Below are 16690 nucleotides of genomic sequence, written 5' to 3' on the forward strand. Positions count from 1 at the left end.
CACCTCCGCGGTTCCGCACTAGGGTTCCGGAACTTGGCCAACTACATCGCCAGATCCCTACTCGAGACCGGCGGATTCAGACCCCAGCTACACCCTCGATTGTGAAGAGCCGGTTTACTAATCACAGGGATGTGATTACTATCTGTAGTGCTGGTTCATTGCCTAGCCCACAACATGTTGTGGTCAGGGTGGTGAGACAACAGGGAACCCGGTGTGAATCCGGGACTGCCCCGCAGCGGTGAGAGGGAACGACCGGCGGCAACAGCACTGGCCAACTGGCTGGGAAGCGTCGCCCAGTAGGACCACGCCACACAGGCGCCCGCCCTCGAGTCCGAATACCTGCCAGCGGCCGGGTCCGCCCGGTTCGTCCGACCAACGGTCTCGCGGGAAGACCGGGCGCACCTGCCGTGCTCCCTCTCCTCGCAAGTCCCTGCTTCGAGGAGAGAGCAAGTGTCAATCACCGTCTACACCAAGCCGTCGTGCGTCCAGTGCACGGCCACCCACCGAGCGCTCGACAAGTTCGGACTCGACTACGAGGTGGTCGACCTCGCCGAGGACGAGTCCGCCCTGCTGGAAGTGATGGCCATGGGGTACCAGCAGGCCCCCGTCGTCGTCGCCGGCGAGGAGAACTGGTCCGGCTTCCGCCCGGACCTGATCCGGGCCGCCGCCGCCCGCGCCCGGGCCGCCTGAGGCGTGCGCCTGGTCTACTTCTCCTCGGCGTCGGAGAACACCCACCGCTTCGTCCAGAAGTTGGACCTGGACGCCGTCCGCATCCCGCTGCGCCGCGCCGACGAACCACTCACCGTCAGCGAGCCGTACGTGCTGCTCCTGCCCACCTACGGCGGCGGCGCCACCGGCGGAGCGGTCCCCAAGCAGGTGATCCGGTTCCTGAACTACCCGGACAACCGTGCCCTGATCCGCGGCGTGATCTCCGCGGGCAACACCAACTTCGGCGAGGCCTACTGCCTGGCCGGTGACATCGTCGCCGCCAAGTGCCGGGTGCCCCACCTCGACCGCTTCGAACTCCTCGGAACGCCCGACGACGTCGCGCGCATCCGCGAAAGGCTCACCACACCATGACCATCCTCACCGACACCGGCGCCGAGACCCTCGGCGACCGGGCCGACTACCACGCCCTGAACGCGATGCTGAACCTCTACGACGCGGAGGGCAGGATCCAGTTCGACGCCGACCGCCGCGCCGCGCACCAGTACTTCCGGCAGCACGTGAACCGCAACACCGTCTTCTTCCACTCGCTCGCCGAGAAGCTCGACTTCCTCGTCGCCGAGGGCTACTACGAGGCCGACGTCCTTGCGCGCTACGACTTCGAGTTCACCAAGAGCCTGTTCAAGCGGGCCTACGCCGTCAAGTTCCGGTTCCCGACGTTCATGGGGGCCTTCAAGTACTACACCTCCTACACGCTGAAGACCTTCGATGGCACCCGCTACCTGGAGCGCTTCGAGGACCGGGTCTGCATGGTGGCCCTGACGCTGGCCGCAGGTGACCGGACCCTCGCCGAACACATCGTCGACGAGATCCTCTCCGGCCGGTTCCAGCCCGCAACCCCCACGTTCCTCAACGCAGGCAAGGCGCAGCGGGGCGAGCTGGTCTCCTGCTTCCTGCTGCGGGTGGAGGACAACATGGAGTCAATCGCGCGCGCCATCAACTCCTCGCTGCAGCTGTCGAAGCGGGGTGGCGGGGTGGCGCTGTCGCTGACGAACGTCCGCGAGTCGGGGGCGCCCATCAAGCAGATCCAGAACCAGTCCTCGGGTGTTAACCCGGTGATGAAGCTGCTCGAGGACTCCTTCAGCTACGCCAACCAGCTCGGCGCGCGGCAGGGCGCGGGTGCCGTCTACCTGAACGCGCACCACCCCGACATCCTGTCCTTCCTGGACACCAAGCGGGAGAACGCGGACGAGAAGATCCGAATCAAGACCCTCTCACTCGGCGTCGTCGTCCCGGACATCACATTCGAACTCGCCCGTGCGGACGAGGACATGTACCTGTTCAGCCCCTACGACGTGGAGCGCGTCCACGGCGTCGCGCTCAGCGAGATCTCGGTGACGCAGATGTACCGGGAGCTGGTCGACGACAAGCGCATCACGAAGAAGAAGATCAACGCCCGCAGGTTCTTCCAGACACTCGCGGAGATCCAGTTCGAGTCGGGCTACCCGTACCTGGTGTTCGAGGACACGGTGAACCGGGCCAACCCGATCGACGGCCGGATCACCATGTCCAACCTGTGCTCGGAGATCCTGCAGGTCTCGACCCCGTCGACCTACAACGAGGACCTGTCCTACGACCACGTCGGCAAGGACATCTCCTGCAACCTCGGTTCGCTCAACATCGCCAGGACCATGGACTCGCCGGACCTCGCGCACACCGTCGAGACCGCGGTGCGGGCCCTGACGGCGGTCTCCGACCAGTCGAACATCGCCTGCGCGCCCAGCATCGAGCACGGCAACGACCGCAGCCACGCCATCGGGCTCGGACAGATGAACCTGCACGGCTACCTGGCACGAGAGGCCATCCACTACGGCTCCGACGAGGGCCTGGACTTCACCAACATGTACTTCTACACCGTCACCTTCCACGCGGTGGCGGCCTCCTGCAGGATCGCGCGGGAGCGCGGCGTCCGGTTCGAGGGATTCGAGCGCAGCCAGTACGCCACAGGTGAGTACTTCGCCAAGTACGTCGAGGGGGAGTGGCTGCCCCGCACCCCTCGCGTGGCCGAGCTGTTCGACGTCGCGGGCATCGCGATCCCCACCCGCGACGACTGGCGGGCGCTCGCCGCAGAGGTGGCCGAGCACGGTCTCTACAACCAGAACCTGCAGGCCGTGCCGCCCACCGGTTCGATCAGCTACATCAACCACTCGACCAGCTCGATCCACCCGATCGTCGCGAAGGTGGAGATCCGCAAGGAGGGCAAGCTCGGCCGCGTCTACTACCCGGCGCCCTACATGACCAACGAGAACCTCCAGTACTACGCCGACGCCTACGAGATCGGCCCCGAGAAGATCATCGACACCTACGCCGAGGCCACCAAGCACGTCGACCAGGGGCTGTCGCTGACGCTGTTCTTCCCCGACACCGCCACCACCCGGGACATCAACAAGGCCCAGATCCGCGCCTGGCGCAAGGGGATCAAGACCCTCTACTACATCCGGCTGCGGCAGCTTGCGCTCGCCGGCACCGAGGTCGACGGCTGCGTCAGCTGCATGCTCTGACACGAGAAAGCGAGAACGAACAACATGACACAGGCAATCCCGCTGCTGCGCAGCATCCAGGCCATCAACTGGAACCGGGTCACCGACGAAGTGGACCAGGACGTCTGGGACCGGCTCACCAGCAACTTCTGGCTGCCGGAGAAGATCCCGTTGAGCAACGACATCCCGTCGTGGCGAACCCTGAAGCCGCTCGAGCAGCTCATGACCACGCGGGTGTTCACGGGGCTGACGATGCTTGACACCATCCAGGGCACTGTCGGCGCCGTCTCCCTGATCCCGGACGCCAGCACCCCGCACGAGGAGGCGGTCTACACCAACATCGCGTTCATGGAGTCCGTGCACGCGAAGAGCTACAGCTCGATCTTCTCGACGCTCATCTCCACCGCCGAGATCGACGACGCGTTCCGCTGGAGCGAGGAGAACGAGCACCTGCAGCGCAAGGGCCGCATCATCCTGGACCACTACCACGGAGACGACCCCGCCAAGCGCAAGGTGGCCTCCACGATGCTGGAGTCGTTCCTGTTCTACTCGGGCTTCTACGCGCCGATGTACTGGTCGAGCCGGGCGAAGCTCACCAACACCGCAGACCTGATCCGGCTGATCATCCGCGACGAGGCCGTCCACGGCTACTACATCGGCTACAAGTACCAGCGGGCCCTGGCCTCGACCTCCGCCGAGCGGCGCGCCGAGCTGAAGGACTACACGTTCTCGCTGTTGTACGAGCTCTACGACAACGAGGAGGCCTACACCGAGGACCTCTACGACCCGCTCGGGCTGACCGAGGACGTCAAGATGTTCCTGCGCTACAACGCCAACAAGGCGCTGATGAACCTGGGCTACGAGGCGCTGTTCCCCAAGGACGCCACCGCCGTCTCGCCCGCGATCCTGTCGGCCCTGTCCCCGAACGCGGACGAGAACCACGACTTCTTCTCCGGCTCCGGTTCCTCCTACGTGATGGGCAAGGCCGTGAACACCGAGGACGAGGACTGGGAGTTCTGACCGCTCCAGCCATCGGACCGATCGATGGGCCCAGCGTGACCTTGTTGCGCACGGACGGGGCGATCCCGGCGGTCATGAGTGTGACTGACCAATGACTGCATGCGCTTGCAGTCGCACCAAATGTCAGTTGACAAGGTATTCAAGGCGGCATGGAGGGAGGGGTGGATGACGATAGTTGTCTGACGTCACGAATCGGTCACTCCCATTGACCTCACCTGCAAGCGCATGTAGCGTTTCGGTCACCGCACAGGGCAGTGCGGAAAATGAAACGCACGGGGAGGTGTGTTCACTTGGCAGCCACTGCAGACGACGTGGCCCGCGCAGCGGGCGTCTCGGTTTCCACCGTCTCGCGTGCCCTCTCGGCGCCGCAGAAGGTCGCCCCGGACACCCGGCTGCGAGTCGTGCAGGCCGCGGAGACACTGCGCTACCGCCCCAGCCGTGCGGCGCGGGACCTGGCCACGGGGCGCACGAACAACATCGGCCTCGTGATCCCTGACCTCGAGAACCCGTACTTCTCCTCGCTCACCAAGGCGTTCCAGTCGGGGGCCCACATGCAGGGCTACCAACTGTTCGTCATCGACACCGACGAGGACGCCACCCGGGAGCCCGAGGTCCTCGGGAGGCTCGCGGGCGACGTCGACGGCATCATCCTGTGCTCGCCGCGGGCCGCCGACGACCAGCTGCTCGCGGTGGCATCCGAGGTGCGTGTGGTGACCACCAACCGCAGGATCCCCGGCATCGCGTCGGTCCTGATCGACGAGGCCGGCAGCATGGGCCAGGCCATGCGCCACCTGGTGGCGCTCGGGCACCGCCAGATCGCCTACGCCGGCGGCCCCCTCACCTCCTGGTCCGACCAGCACCGCCGGGCGGCCTTCACCGCCTTCGGGGAGGCGGACGACGGCGTCGCCCTCCACGACCTCGGCTCGTTCCTGCCCTACTTCTCCGGCGGGGTGGCGGCGGCAGACCTGCTGCTGGCCACACCAGCGACCGCGGTCATCGCGTTCAACGACCTGATGGCCCTCGGACTGCTGGACCGCATCAAGAGCCGTGGCGTCGAGGTGCCCCGGCAGATGTCCATCGCGTCCTTCGACAACACCATGTTCGCCTCCGCGGTGACCCCGCACCTGACCTCGGTGGACTTCCCGAGGCGGATGCTGGCCCGCCACGCCCTCGAACTGCTCCTGTCCCGAGGCCGCCCGGCCGCGGGAAGCGCCGGGGAAGAGTCCCCGAGCAAGACCCTGACCACCCAACTCACCATCCGGGCCAGCAGTGGCCCTGCACCAGAAACCACCCGGAGCCCACGCACCGAAGCGTGAGCCGACGAAAGGTTGTCCTGAAATGACTCGTCCATCAATCCTGCGGTTCGCAGCCATCGCGTCCGCCTTCACCCTGGCCCTCACGGCCTGCTCCGCGCCGGACACCGGCGGGGGCGACACCGAGCCCGACACCGGCGGGGAGACCACCTCCGCCACCACCGCCGACGGCGTCGACACCGGCGGCGAGGTGCCCGAGGCCCCGTCGGAGCCGGTGACCCTGAACATCCTCGACGTCGCGGGCAACATCAAGCTCACCGAGGGCATGATCGACAAGTTCGTCGAGGAGCACTCCGACGTCATCTCCGCCGTCACCTGGGAGTCCGGTGGCGCACCGGACCTCGTCGGCGCGGTCAAGCCGCAGGTGGACTCCGGCAACCTCTCGATCGACCTCGTCCTGACCGGCAACGACGGCCTCTCCGCCGGGCTCGACCAGGACCTGTGGATCCCGCTCGTCGACGAGTACGGAGACCGCCTGACCAACCAGGAGAACTACCTCGAGCCCGCCGCCGCGATGCAGGAGCTCGCCCAGGGCCACGGCGTCGTCGTCACCTACTACCCGTCCGGCCCCCTGCTCCAGTACGACCCGGAGGTCGTCACCGACGTCCCCAGCACGCCCGAGGAGCTCCTCGCCTGGGCTGAGGCCAACCCCGGCAAGTTCGGCTACGCCCGCCCGGCCAACTCCGGACCGGGCCGCACCTTCCTGATGGGCCTGCCCCACATGCTGGGCGACGAGGACCCGGGTGACCCGGAGAACGGCTGGGACAAGACCTGGGAGTACCTCAAGGAGCTCAACCAGTACGTCGACAACTACCCGACGGGCACCGGCCAGGTCATCACCAACATGGCCGACGGCACCTGGAGCCTGATCCCGACCACCACGGGCTGGGACATCGAGCCCCGCGCCGACGGCCGCGAGCCCGCAGGCATCGAGGCGGCCGCGTTCGACGACTTCACCTGGGTCACCGACGCGCACTACGCCGTCATCCCCAAGGGTCAGAGCCCGGACAAGATCGCCGCGATCCTGCAGCTGCTGCAGTACATGCTGACGCCCGAGATCAACGCAATCGCCTACGACAACGGCTACTTCTACCCCGGGCCCGCCGTCGAGGGTGCCACCCTGGACCTCGCCCCGCAGGACTCGCAGGACGCGATCGCCGAGTACGGGCGCGACTGGTACGACGCCCTCATCGAGGAGAAGCCCAAGACGACGCCGCTGCCGCCGGACCAGATGGTGCTCGCCTTCGACATCTGGGACCGCGAGATCGGCGCCGGAAAGTACTGACATGGCAATTCAGGCAGGATCGTTCCGGACCCTGGAGCTGACGGACGTGGGCCGCAGCTTCGGTGGGCACAACGCCCTGACCGACCTCAACCTGACGATCCGGGCGGGCGAGTTCATCGCCCTGCTCGGACCGTCGGGCTGCGGGAAGTCGACAGCACTCAACTGTCTGGCAGGGCTGCTGCCCCTCACCCACGGCACCATCAGGATCGACGACGAGCGCATCGACACGCTGCCCGCAGAGAAGCGTGGCTTCGGGATGGTGTTCCAGAACTACGCCCTCTTCCCGCACCTGTCGGTCGAGAAGAACGTCGCCTTCGGGCTCCAGATGCGCAACGTCCCGAAGGCCGAGCTCAAGAAACGGGTGGCCGAGGCCATCGCGCTGGTCAAGCTCGAGGACCACGCCAGGAAGCTGCCCGGGCAGCTCTCAGGCGGCCAGCAGCAGCGCGTGGCGATCGCCCGCGCCATCGTCCTGGAGCCCCGGCTCGTGCTGATGGACGAGCCGCTGTCCAACCTCGACGCGAAACTGCGCCTCGACATGCGCACCGAGATCCGCAGGATCCACCAGAACCTCGGCCTGACCACGGTCTACGTCACGCACGACCAGGAGGAGGCGCTGTCCATGGCCGACCGCCTCGTGGTGCTGCGCGAGGGCCGGGTGCAGCAGGTGGGCAGCCCCGAGGAGGTGCACACCTCGCCGGTCAACTGGCACGTCGCCGACTTCATGGGCTACCGCAACATGCTGGACCTCGAGGTGGCCTCGGCCGACGCGGACCGTGTGGTGGTCGCCGGCAGCGGCCTGAGACTGCGCGCCACCGCGGTGGAACGCGTCGCCGTCGGGGACAAGGTCCGGCTCGCGATGCGCCCGGAGGACGTCAGGATCGCGCCCGACGGTGCGGCCCCGGCCGAGTCGATCCCCGCGACGGTGGCGGTGGTGGAGTACCACGGCCGCGAGTTCGCCGTCGGGGTGAGCACGGCGTCGGGGCTGACGCTGCACGTGCGCAGCGACCACGCGCCGCAGGTGGGCCAGGAGGTCGCCCTCGTGGTCGCGCCCGAGCGTGCGCTGGTGTTCCGCTCCTCCCTGGACGCCGCGGACCTCTCCGAGGTCGAGCGGGACCTGGAGGAGGTCCGGACATGAGCACCGTCGCCCCCGCGCGGACCCCCGGGTCCCGTAAGGACGGGCGCAGCACGGCCAGCCTGCAGCACAGGCTCGCCGAACGCGGGATCGACCGCTCCCTGCTGATGCTGCTGCCCGCAGTGCTGTTCACGTTCGCCCTGTTCGTCTACCCGTTCGCCTACGGCATCGGGCTGACGGTGCAGCCGAACCCGGACGTCGTCGAGAAGTGGGGCGGCGGGATCTTCGCAAACTACGTCGCCTTCTTCTCCGACCCGTTCTTCCGCGACTCCGTGTGGATCACCATGCGGCTCGCGCTGCCGGCTGCGCTGTTCAACGTGCTGGCCTCGGTGCCCGTTGCGTTCAAGCTGCGGGGCAAGTTCCGCGGCAAGCGCGCGCTGACCACGCTGCTGGTGCTGCCCATCACGCTCGGCACCGTCCTGACCGCCCAGGGCCTGCTGATCTTCGCCGGTCGGCAGGGCTGGCTCAACCGGTTCCTGATGGACGTCGGCCTGATCCAGGAGCCGTTCCAACTCGTCATGAACTACACGGGCGTGTTCCTCTCGCTGGTCATCTCCGGCTTCCCGTTCGCGTTCCTGCTGATCTCCTCCTACCTCTCGGGCATCGACCCGTCCCTCGAGGCGGCTGCGACGACACTGGGCGCGAGCTGGTTCCAGCGGTTCCGCAGGATCATCCTGCCGCTGCTGGCGCCCGGGCTGGCCACCACCTTCATCCTCACGTTCGTGCTGGCGTTCTCGGTGTTCCCGTCCGCCCGCCTCGTGGGTGACGCCACCGGCGAGACGCGCGTGATGGCGCTGATGGCCTACCGCGCCTTCGGCGAGCAGATCGACTACCCGATGGCCTCCACCGTCGCCATCCTCATGGGCGTCATCGAGCTGGCCGTCATCGCGCTGGTGCTGCTGTGGCGATCCACTTTCTACAAGGGTTCGACTGGAGGCAAGGGCTGATGGCAACCATCGAGAAGGTCGAGACCCCCGAGGGCACCCGCCGCAGGGTGGCCGCGAAGCCGAGCACGTGGGTGGTCTGGTTCCTGGTGGCCGTGTTCTTCGTGTTCCTCGTGGGGATCCTGAGCTCCGTCGTCGTGGACTCGTTCGCCAAGCAGTGGTTCGGCACCTGGCTCCCGCCGGAGTTCACCGCCGACTGGTACGCGGCGGCCTGGGACCGCTTCGACCTCACCCACGTCATGGGGGTCACCCTGTTGGTGGCAGTGGCCGTCGTGGTGCTGTCGGTGCTGATCGGTGTGCCGGCCGCGTACCTGCTCGCGAGGCGAAACTTCCCCGGCAAGCGGCTGATCACGCTGCTGTTCCTGATGCCGATCATCATCCCGCCCATCACCTACGGAATCCCACTGGCGACGGTGATGTACAACTTCGGGCTGGGACGCACCGTGCTGGCGGTGGTGCTGGTGAACCTCGTGCCGTCGGTGCCGTTCGTGATCATGACGATGACCCCGTTCATCGAGCAGATCAACCCCGCCATCGAGAACGCCGCCCGGATGTGCGGGGCGACGATGAAGGACGTGTTCCTGCGCATCCTCGCGCCGCTGCTGATCCCCGGGATCCTCGCCGCGGCAATCCTGGTGCTGGTGCGCACCGTGGGCATGTTCGAGTTGACGTTCCTCGTCTCGGGGCCCCGCTCGGACACCCTGGTGGTGGCGATCTACCGGGCCATGACCTCGGCCGGTGGTGCCGAGGCGCGGCAGCTCGTGTCGTCGATGGCCGTGCTCTACACCGCCACGATGCTGGTGATCCTGGTGATCGCGCTGCGGTTCATCAACCCTACCCAGCTGGTGGCTCGGGTGAAGGACAGCAGCGACGACTGACCGCGACGTGGCGACCGACGCCCTCACCCGAACAGGGAGGCCGCGTGCCCGCCACCGCTCCGGGGGACCTGCCCGAAGCGGTGGAGGGTGCGGCTGACGGACTGTTCCCTGAGCAGGCCCAGCAGTTCCCTGTGGCCGTTCGCGAGCACCGGTCCGGTCCGGGTGTCGACGCCCAGCGCCGCCAGTTCGTCGGGCAGGGCGCCGGGCTCGCCGACGATCCGGACACGGGTGCCGACCACGGCGGCGGCCACCCAGCCGGTGATCGGACCCTCCGGGACCCGGAGCAGGGGCTCCAACTCGTCCCGCAGCCGGCGTCCCGGGCCGGTCGCGGCCAGTCGGCGCTCCAGCGCCGCCGAGACCGACGGCGAGAGCGAGATCCGCGTCGTCGTGCCCGTCAGCTCCGCCGCGAGCAGCAGGCGGGCGATCTCGACGGGTCTGGTCCCCTCCGCGCAGTGGAGCACCAGCAGCGGCACGCTGCGGCAGCGGAACTCGTTGCGCTCCGAGCGCAGCCCGGCCTGCTCGTGCACGAGGCCGAGATCTGTCTCCCAGGCGAAGGCGTCGCTGCCGATGGCGGCCTCCAACCAGTCCCGGGCGGCGTCGTCGACCAGCGGCGCCAACCGGGCGGCGAGCTCGCGCACCCGCGGCCGGGGCGTGCGTCGCATCCGGGGGAGGCCGTCGGGCACCCAGCTGCCAAGGCTCGCCACGTAGTTCGGGCCGCCGGCCTTCGCGCCCGGCCCGACGGCGGAGTCCTTCCAGCCGCCGAACGGCTGTCGGCCCACGACGGCACCCGTGGTCACCCGGTTGACGTACGCGTTGCCCACGTCCACCCGCTCCAGCCAGGTGGCGACCTCGTCCTCGTCGAGGCTGTGGATGCCGCCGGTCAGGCCGAACCGTGTGGCGTTCTGCCAGTCGAGCGCCTCGTCCAGGCTGCGCGCCCGCATCAGACCCAGCACCGGGCCGAACACCTCCGTGTTGTGGAGGAACGAGCCCGGCCGCACCCCGGTGCGCACCCCCGGGCGCCAGAGCCGGCCGGTGTCGTCGAGCGGCGCCGGTTCGACGAGCCAGCGCTCGCCGGGCTCCAGACTGGTCAGGGCGCGCCGCAGCTTCCCGGTGGGGGCCTCGATGAGGGGGCCGACGGCGGCACCCAGGTCGTCGGGCCAGCCCACGCGCAGCGAGCGGACGGCGTCGACCAGTTGCCGCTCGAACCTCTCCGACTCCCCGACGGAGCCGACGAGGATCCCGAGCGAGGCCGCCGAGCACTTCTGGCCGGCGTGGCCGAAGGCGGACCTGACAAGGTCGGCCACCGCCAGGTCGAGGTCCGCCGCAGGGGCGATGACCAGGGCGTTCTTGCCGGAGGTCTCGGCGTGCACCGCGGGGCCGTCGGGCCGGCCGGTGCGCCAGGACTGGAACAGGCGGGCGGTCTCGATGGCGCCGGTCAGCACCACCAGGTCGACGTCGGCGTGGGACACCAGGCGCCTGCCGGCCTCGCCCTCGTCCGTGCGCACCACCTGCACCACGTCGTCGGGGACACCCGCTGCCCACAACGCCTCCACCGCCACCTCGGTGCACCGCTCGACGCCGGGCGCGGGCTTGATGACCACGGCCGAGCCCGCGGCCAGTGCGGCGAGGACGCCGCCGATCGGGATGGCGACGGGGAAGTTCCACGGCGGTGTCACGAGGGTGACCCGCGGTGGGACGAACACGGCGCCGTCGGTCATCGCACGGCCCCGGGCGAGGTCCTCGGCCGCATCTGCGTACCAGCGGGCGAAGTCGACGGCCTCGCTGACCTCGGGGTCCGACTGCTCGATGGTCTTTCCGCCCTCGGCCGCCATGGCAGCGACGAGTTCCCCGCGGCGCGCCTCCAGTTCTCTCGCCGCCCTGCGCAGGTGGTCGGCCCGGCGGGTTGAGGACTCGGCCGCCCAACCGGCGGCTGCGGCCCGGGCCGTCGCCACCACGGCGTCGACCCCTTCCGGTCCCGTCTCGGGGCTCATGGGCTCGCCCGGGTCGCCCAGCACCGCCTCCCGGCCCCACTGCCTGGTGGTCTCGAGGGCCGGGTCCGAGTCCGGGGTGTTCGCGAACCGTTCCCCGATCTCGGGTCGCTGCGCGGTCCGGCGTGGCGTCGACGGGGTTTCTGTGATGGCGGCCAAGGACTCGCGGAACCGGGCCTCCTGCCGCGCGATCGGCGAGTCCGCCCCCGCGTCCTGGCTGAAGGCGGCGTGCAGGTAGTTCTGGGGCTGCGCATTCTCCTCCAGCCGTCGCACCAGGTAGGCGACGGCGACGTCGAAGTCCGCGGGCGCCACGATCGGCGTGTAGAGCACCATCGACCCGACGTCGTCGCGCACCACCCGCGCCTGGGCCGGCGCCATGCCCTGCAGCATCTCCGCGTCCATCCGGTCGGCGACGCCACGGCGCCGGGCCAGCAGGTGGGCCGCCGCGACGTCGAACAAGTTGTGGCTGGCGACCCCGATCCTGAGCACAGACGTGGCGTCGGGGCGCAGGAGCCGCTCCACCAGGCGCAGGTAGTTGGCGTCCACGTCCGCCTTCGAGTCGTAGGGGGCCTGCTGCCAGCCGTGCACCTCGGCCTCGACCGCCTCCATGGCGAGGTTGGCACCCTTCACGAGCCGGACCTTGATCCCCGCCTGCCCGGCGGCGCGGCGTCGGGTCGCGAGGTCGACCAGGCGCTCGGCGGCGGCCACCGAGTCCGGCAGGTAGGCCTGCAGCACGATCCCGGCCTCGAGCCTGGCGAACTCCGGCTCGCCGAGCAGCTCCTCGAAGACCCCGAGCGTGACGTCGAGGTCGCGGTACTCCTCCATGTCGAGGTTCACGAACGCGTGTGGCCGACTGCTCGCGGCGGCACGCAGCACCGGCCGCAGCCGCTCGGCCACGCGGGCCACGCTGCCCGGCAGGTCCCAGGCGGAGATCTGCGAGGCAAGGGCGGAGACCTTGACCGAGACGTAGTCGACGTCGTCGCGCTCCAGCAGCGCGACGATGCGCGCCGCCCGGTCCGCAGCCTCCGACTCGCCCAGCACGGCCTCCCCGAGCAGGTTCACGTTCAGGCGGAAGCCGTCGCGGCGCGCCCCGGCCAGGTGGCGTGCCAGGGCCGGGTCACGAGCGTCCACCACCAGGTGGCCCACCAACTGCCGCAGCCGGCGGCGGGCCAGCGGCACCACGATCCGGGGAGCGAGCGGCGCCAGCCTCGCGCCCAGGCCGAGCAGCAGGCGGTCGAGCGGCGGCAGGAACCCGGCGTCGGGCAACCGGAGACCCGCGAGGGCCTTCGCGGCGGCACCCACGTCCTCGGGGCGGGCGACCTCGTCGACGAACTTCACGGCCAGCGCCAGCCCGGACGGGTCCCGCAACAGGTCTGCCAACCGGGCACCCGTGGCCCGTTCGCGCTCGGTCTCGCCGGCCGCCGCGCGCTCCCGCCACCGCGTCGCGAGCCGAACGGCGTCGTCGGCCAACTGCGTCAGCTCCGTTGCCTCCATGCCTCCAGTCTCACCCCAACTGGGACCTGTCGGTGGGGACTGGCAAAGTTGGTCCGTGGACTGGAACTGGCTGCTCGAGCGCGACGAGGTGGTTTCGTCGCGCCGTCGCGAGGCCACCGGCGGCGCCACGGGGCAGTGGCCGGACTGGCTGCCTGCGGCAGCGAGGGAGGGCATCCGCGCGGCCGGGATCGACAGTCCGTGGCAGCACCAGACCGACTTCGCGGAGCTCGCGTTCGCCGGCCGACACGCGGCCATCTGCACCCCGACGGGCTCCGGCAAGTCGTTGGCGTACCTGATGCCGGTCCTCGCCGCCACGACCGAGGGCCGTTTCGGGTGGGAACTGCCCGAGGCGCGCAGCTTCGCCAAGCCCCGCCACACCGCGCTCTACCTGGCTCCCACCAAGGCGCTCGCGCACGACCAGCTCCGCGCCGCACGGGAACTCGCGCCCAAGGGCTGGCGCGTCGGGGCGCTGGACGGCGACTCCGAGCAGGGCGAGCGTCGCTTCGCCCGCGAGCACGCGCAGTTCCTGCTCTCCAACCCGGACATGCTGCACTTCTCCGTGCTCGCGAACCACGAGAAGTGGGCGCGGTTCCTCGGCGGGCTGCGCTACGTCGTCGTCGACGAGGCGCACCGCTACCAGGGCGTCTTCGGCGCGCACGTCGCCGCGGTCCTGCGGCGGCTGCGCAGGCTGTGCGCCCTCTACGGCACCAACCCGACGATGCTGCTGTGCTCGGCCACCGCCCCCAACGCCGCCGAGTTCGGGGGCGCGCTCATCGGGGAGGAGACGGTCGAAGTCGTGGACGTCTCCACCGCGCCCGCCGCCGCGCGCACCGTCGCGCTATGGCAGCCGAAGGGTTCACTCAACCACGACACCTCGCAGCTGCTCGCCGGGCTCTCCGACGAAGGTGCCCAGACCCTGGCGTTCGTGCCCAGCCGCGCGGGCGCCGAACTGGTGGCCGTGGGCGCCCAGGAGGAGGCACTCGAACCCGAGCGGATCGCGTCCTACAGGGCCGGCTACCTGGCGTCGGACCGCCGAGCCCTGGAGGCCGCCCTCCAGTCCGGCCAGCTGCGAGGGCTGGCCACCACCAACGCGCTCGAGCTCGGGGTGGACGTCTCCGGGGTCGAGGCCGTCCTGGTCTCCGGGTACCCGGGCAAGCTCTCGTCCTTCTGGCAGCAGGCGGGCCGCGCCGGGCGTGCCGGGCAGGAGTCCCTGGTGGTGCTGCTGGCACGGGAGAACCCCCTCGACACGTACCTGCTGGCGCACCCCGAGCTCATCTTCGACGCACCCGTGGAGCACGCCGTCTGCCACCCGGGCAACCCGCACGTCCTGGGCCCCCACCTGGCCGCCGCCGCGCAGGAACACCCGCTGACGAGGGAGGACGAGCGTTGGTTCGGGCCGCAGACGCTGCCGCTGCTGGAGCAGCTCACCGCGCAGGGGGTGCTGCGCGACCGTGGCGGCCGATGGTTCTGGACCCGCCCGGACCGGGCCGTGGACTTCATCAACCTGCGCGCCACGGGGCCGGCGCCCATCGAGATCATCGAGCGCGAGACGGGCCGGGTGCTGGGCGTGGTCAGCGACGAGGCCGCGGACCGCACCGTGCACCCCGAGGCCGTCTACCTGCACCAGGGCGAGACCTGGGCCGTCACCGACCTGGACCGCGCGGAGGGGCAGGCGCTGGTCACGGCCGTGCGGCCCCACTACTACACGCAGGCCCAGTCCACCTTCGACATCGAGATCCTGCGCCAGGCCGGCCGCCGGGACCTCGGTGTGACCGAGGCGGGCTTCGGTGACGTCCTGATCACCTCTCGGGTGGTTGGCTACCTGCGCCGCGACGAGGTCACCCACGACGTCCTCGACGCCTCCGAACTCGACATGCCCAAGCGGCAGCTGCGCACCCAGGCGGTCTGGTGGACGGTCCCGCAGGAGCTGGAGCGCGTGCTGCGCTGGCCCGCGCTGCGGATGGGGGCGGCGGCCCATGCGATGGAGCACACCGCCATCGGGCTGCTGCCCGTGTTCGCGCCCTGCGACCGCTGGGACATCGGCGGCGTCAGCACCGCCGCCCACCCGGACACCGGCCTCCCCACGATCTTCGTCCACGACGGGATGGACGGCGGCTCCGGCTTCGCCGCGCGGGGGTTCGAGGTGCTCGACGAGTGGCTGGCCGCCACACTGGAGCGGCTCGAGACCTGCCGCTGCGACGACGGCTGCCCGGCCTGCGTCGTCTCGCCCAAGTGCGGCAACGCCAACCAGGTCCTGGACAAGGCCGACGCCACCTCCCTGTTGCGACAGCTGCTCGCCGCCAACTGAGGCACCGCCCCGCGATTTCGCCCCCTCCCCGGGCACTTCTCCACAGCCCCAGGTCGCCGTGACGGATCACCCGTCCCCACAACCAGAGTGTGGGTTGCCGGCGGGTGATGGGCACCCGGGCACCTTGGAGAAAGGGCATCACAATGACCAACCACAACATCGACGACGAGGCGGGCGCCCTCGAGGCCGCACCCCGCAGGGCAGCGGTTCGCAGGCTCGCCGAGCGGGGCCTGACCACCATCGAGTACGCCATCGGGCTCGTGGCGGCGGCCACCGTCGCACTCACGCTGCTGCGCATCTTCAACGACAACCGGTTCTTCGAGATCCTCTGGGAATGGGTCGTCGGCATCTTCGACATGCTGGCCGCATGAGCACCGGGCCCGGGGAGGCGCCGGTGGGCGTCGCCCCACGCCGCCTCCCCGGGCTCCGCGAGCGGGGGCTGGTCACCGTGGAACTCGCAGTGGGTTTCGTGACGGCCACCCTGCTCGCGGCGGTGCTCGTCGGGGTGGTGCTGCTCGGGGTCTCGCAGGCCGCGGCCGCGCGCACCAGCTCCGAGGTCGCGCGGCAGTTGGCCCGCGGTGACGCCGTCGCCGCGCGGCTCGCGGAGGCGCAGGCCCCGGACGGGGCGAGCGTGGCGGTCCGCGACGTCGACGACGGCGTGGAGGTAGCCGTCGCGATCCCCGTTGACGTCTTCGGCATCGGTGTGGTCGACGTCACGGACAAGTCGTGGGCCCGCTACGAGACGGGGGCTGGGTCGTGAGCGGCGATGACGAGCGGGGCGTCGGCACCGTGCTGACCGCCGGCGTCGCCATGGTGCTAGTGGTGGCGGCAACCGCGGCGTCCATCCTCGCCACCTGGCTGGCGCAGGTGACCGCCACACAGGACGCCGCCGACCTGGCGGCGCTGGCCGGTGCCTCGGCGATGGCGGAAGGATTCGACGGCTGTGCCGCAGCCGACGTTGCCGCCGACGCGAACCAGGCGACCCTGATGGAATGCGACGTGCGCGGTGACGAGCGCGCGTTCGTGCTGGAGGTCAGCGTCCGCGCGGTCCTACAGCCGCGCCTTCCCGGGCTCCCCGAGGAGGTGGTGCGCACCGCGACGGCGGGCACCGGCTGAGGCGGT

Annotated in this window: 14 protein-coding genes and 1 riboswitch; of the genes, 13 read left to right on the forward strand and 1 reads right to left on the reverse strand. The window is 69.9% G+C overall.

Annotated features, from left to right (window positions below; all coding sequences use genetic code 11):
• Positions 1-134 precede the first annotated feature (134 nt).
• Positions 135-361: riboswitch (cobalamin riboswitch) on the forward strand.
• A gap of 89 nt (positions 362-450) precedes the next feature.
• The 9 genes from nrdH (at position 451) to FOJ82_RS05215 (ending at position 9778) form a co-directional block, all read left to right on the forward strand.
• Positions 451-690: a glutaredoxin-like protein NrdH gene (gene nrdH / locus FOJ82_RS05175; protein ID WP_143937418.1), complete on the forward strand. Its 240-nt coding sequence runs from the start codon at positions 451-453 to the stop codon at positions 688-690.
• Between the two features lie 3 nt (positions 691-693).
• Entirely contained in the window at positions 694-1080 is a 387-nt protein-coding gene (gene nrdI, locus FOJ82_RS05180) for a class Ib ribonucleoside-diphosphate reductase assembly flavoprotein NrdI (protein WP_143937419.1), read from the forward strand.
• Positions 1077-3227 carry a class 1b ribonucleoside-diphosphate reductase subunit alpha gene (gene nrdE / locus FOJ82_RS05185; protein WP_143937420.1) on the forward strand — a complete coding sequence of 717 codons (2151 nt, stop codon included), beginning with the start codon at positions 1077-1079 and terminating at the stop codon, positions 3225-3227. Before nrdI ends, nrdE begins: the two co-directional genes overlap by 4 nt.
• A 24-nt stretch (positions 3228-3251) precedes the next feature.
• Positions 3252-4226: a class 1b ribonucleoside-diphosphate reductase subunit beta gene (gene nrdF / locus FOJ82_RS05190; protein WP_143937421.1), complete on the forward strand. Its 975-nt coding sequence runs from the start codon at positions 3252-3254 to the stop codon at positions 4224-4226.
• A 290-nt stretch (positions 4227-4516) separates the two neighbouring features.
• Positions 4517-5542, forward strand: coding sequence for a LacI family DNA-binding transcriptional regulator (locus tag FOJ82_RS05195; protein ID WP_185975638.1), 1026 nt, complete (start codon positions 4517-4519; stop codon positions 5540-5542).
• Between the two features lie 22 nt (positions 5543-5564).
• A complete protein-coding gene (locus tag FOJ82_RS05200; RefSeq protein WP_143937423.1) occupies positions 5565-6824 on the forward strand; it encodes an extracellular solute-binding protein in 1260 nt (419 codons plus the stop codon).
• A 1-nt stretch (position 6825) separates the two neighbouring features.
• A complete protein-coding gene (locus FOJ82_RS05205; RefSeq protein ID WP_143937424.1) occupies positions 6826-7959 on the forward strand; it encodes an ABC transporter ATP-binding protein in 1134 nt (377 codons plus the stop codon).
• Positions 7956-8903: an ABC transporter permease gene (locus FOJ82_RS05210; RefSeq protein ID WP_143937425.1), complete on the forward strand. Its 948-nt coding sequence runs from the start codon at positions 7956-7958 to the stop codon at positions 8901-8903. The genes FOJ82_RS05205 and FOJ82_RS05210 overlap by 4 nt, the downstream gene beginning before the upstream one ends.
• A complete protein-coding gene (locus tag FOJ82_RS05215) occupies positions 8903-9778 on the forward strand; it encodes an ABC transporter permease (RefSeq protein ID WP_143937426.1) in 876 nt (291 codons plus the stop codon). The genes FOJ82_RS05210 and FOJ82_RS05215 overlap by 1 nt, the downstream gene beginning before the upstream one ends.
• A gap of 23 nt (positions 9779-9801) precedes the next feature.
• Here FOJ82_RS05215 and FOJ82_RS05220 read toward each other — a convergent pair whose 3' ends face one another.
• Positions 9802-13260 carry a proline dehydrogenase family protein gene (locus FOJ82_RS05220; protein WP_143937427.1) on the reverse strand — a complete coding sequence of 1153 codons (3459 nt, stop codon included), beginning with the start codon at positions 13258-13260 and terminating at the stop codon, positions 9802-9804.
• A gap of 55 nt (positions 13261-13315) precedes the next feature.
• On the opposite strand from FOJ82_RS05220, the gene FOJ82_RS05225 reads away from it, so the two are divergent.
• The 4 genes from FOJ82_RS05225 (at position 13316) to FOJ82_RS05240 (ending at position 16684) form a co-directional block, all read left to right on the forward strand.
• Positions 13316-15568 carry a DEAD/DEAH box helicase gene (locus tag FOJ82_RS05225; RefSeq protein WP_246099769.1) on the forward strand — a complete coding sequence of 751 codons (2253 nt, stop codon included), beginning with the start codon at positions 13316-13318 and terminating at the stop codon, positions 15566-15568.
• A 143-nt stretch (positions 15569-15711) separates the two neighbouring features.
• A complete protein-coding gene (locus tag FOJ82_RS05230) occupies positions 15712-15939 on the forward strand; it encodes a DUF4244 domain-containing protein (protein ID WP_185975639.1) in 228 nt (75 codons plus the stop codon).
• Entirely contained in the window at positions 15936-16328 is a 393-nt protein-coding gene (locus tag FOJ82_RS05235; RefSeq protein ID WP_143937430.1) for a hypothetical protein, read from the forward strand. Before FOJ82_RS05230 ends, FOJ82_RS05235 begins: the two co-directional genes overlap by 4 nt.
• Positions 16325-16684 (forward strand): Rv3654c family TadE-like protein, encoded by a 360-nt coding sequence (locus FOJ82_RS05240; RefSeq protein WP_143937431.1) that lies wholly within the window; start codon positions 16325-16327, stop codon positions 16682-16684. Before FOJ82_RS05235 ends, FOJ82_RS05240 begins: the two co-directional genes overlap by 4 nt.
• Positions 16685-16690 lie beyond the last annotated feature (6 nt).

This window comes from Tessaracoccus rhinocerotis (assembly GCF_007197885.1).
Classification (GTDB): domain Bacteria; phylum Actinomycetota; class Actinomycetes; order Propionibacteriales; family Propionibacteriaceae; genus Arachnia; species Arachnia rhinocerotis.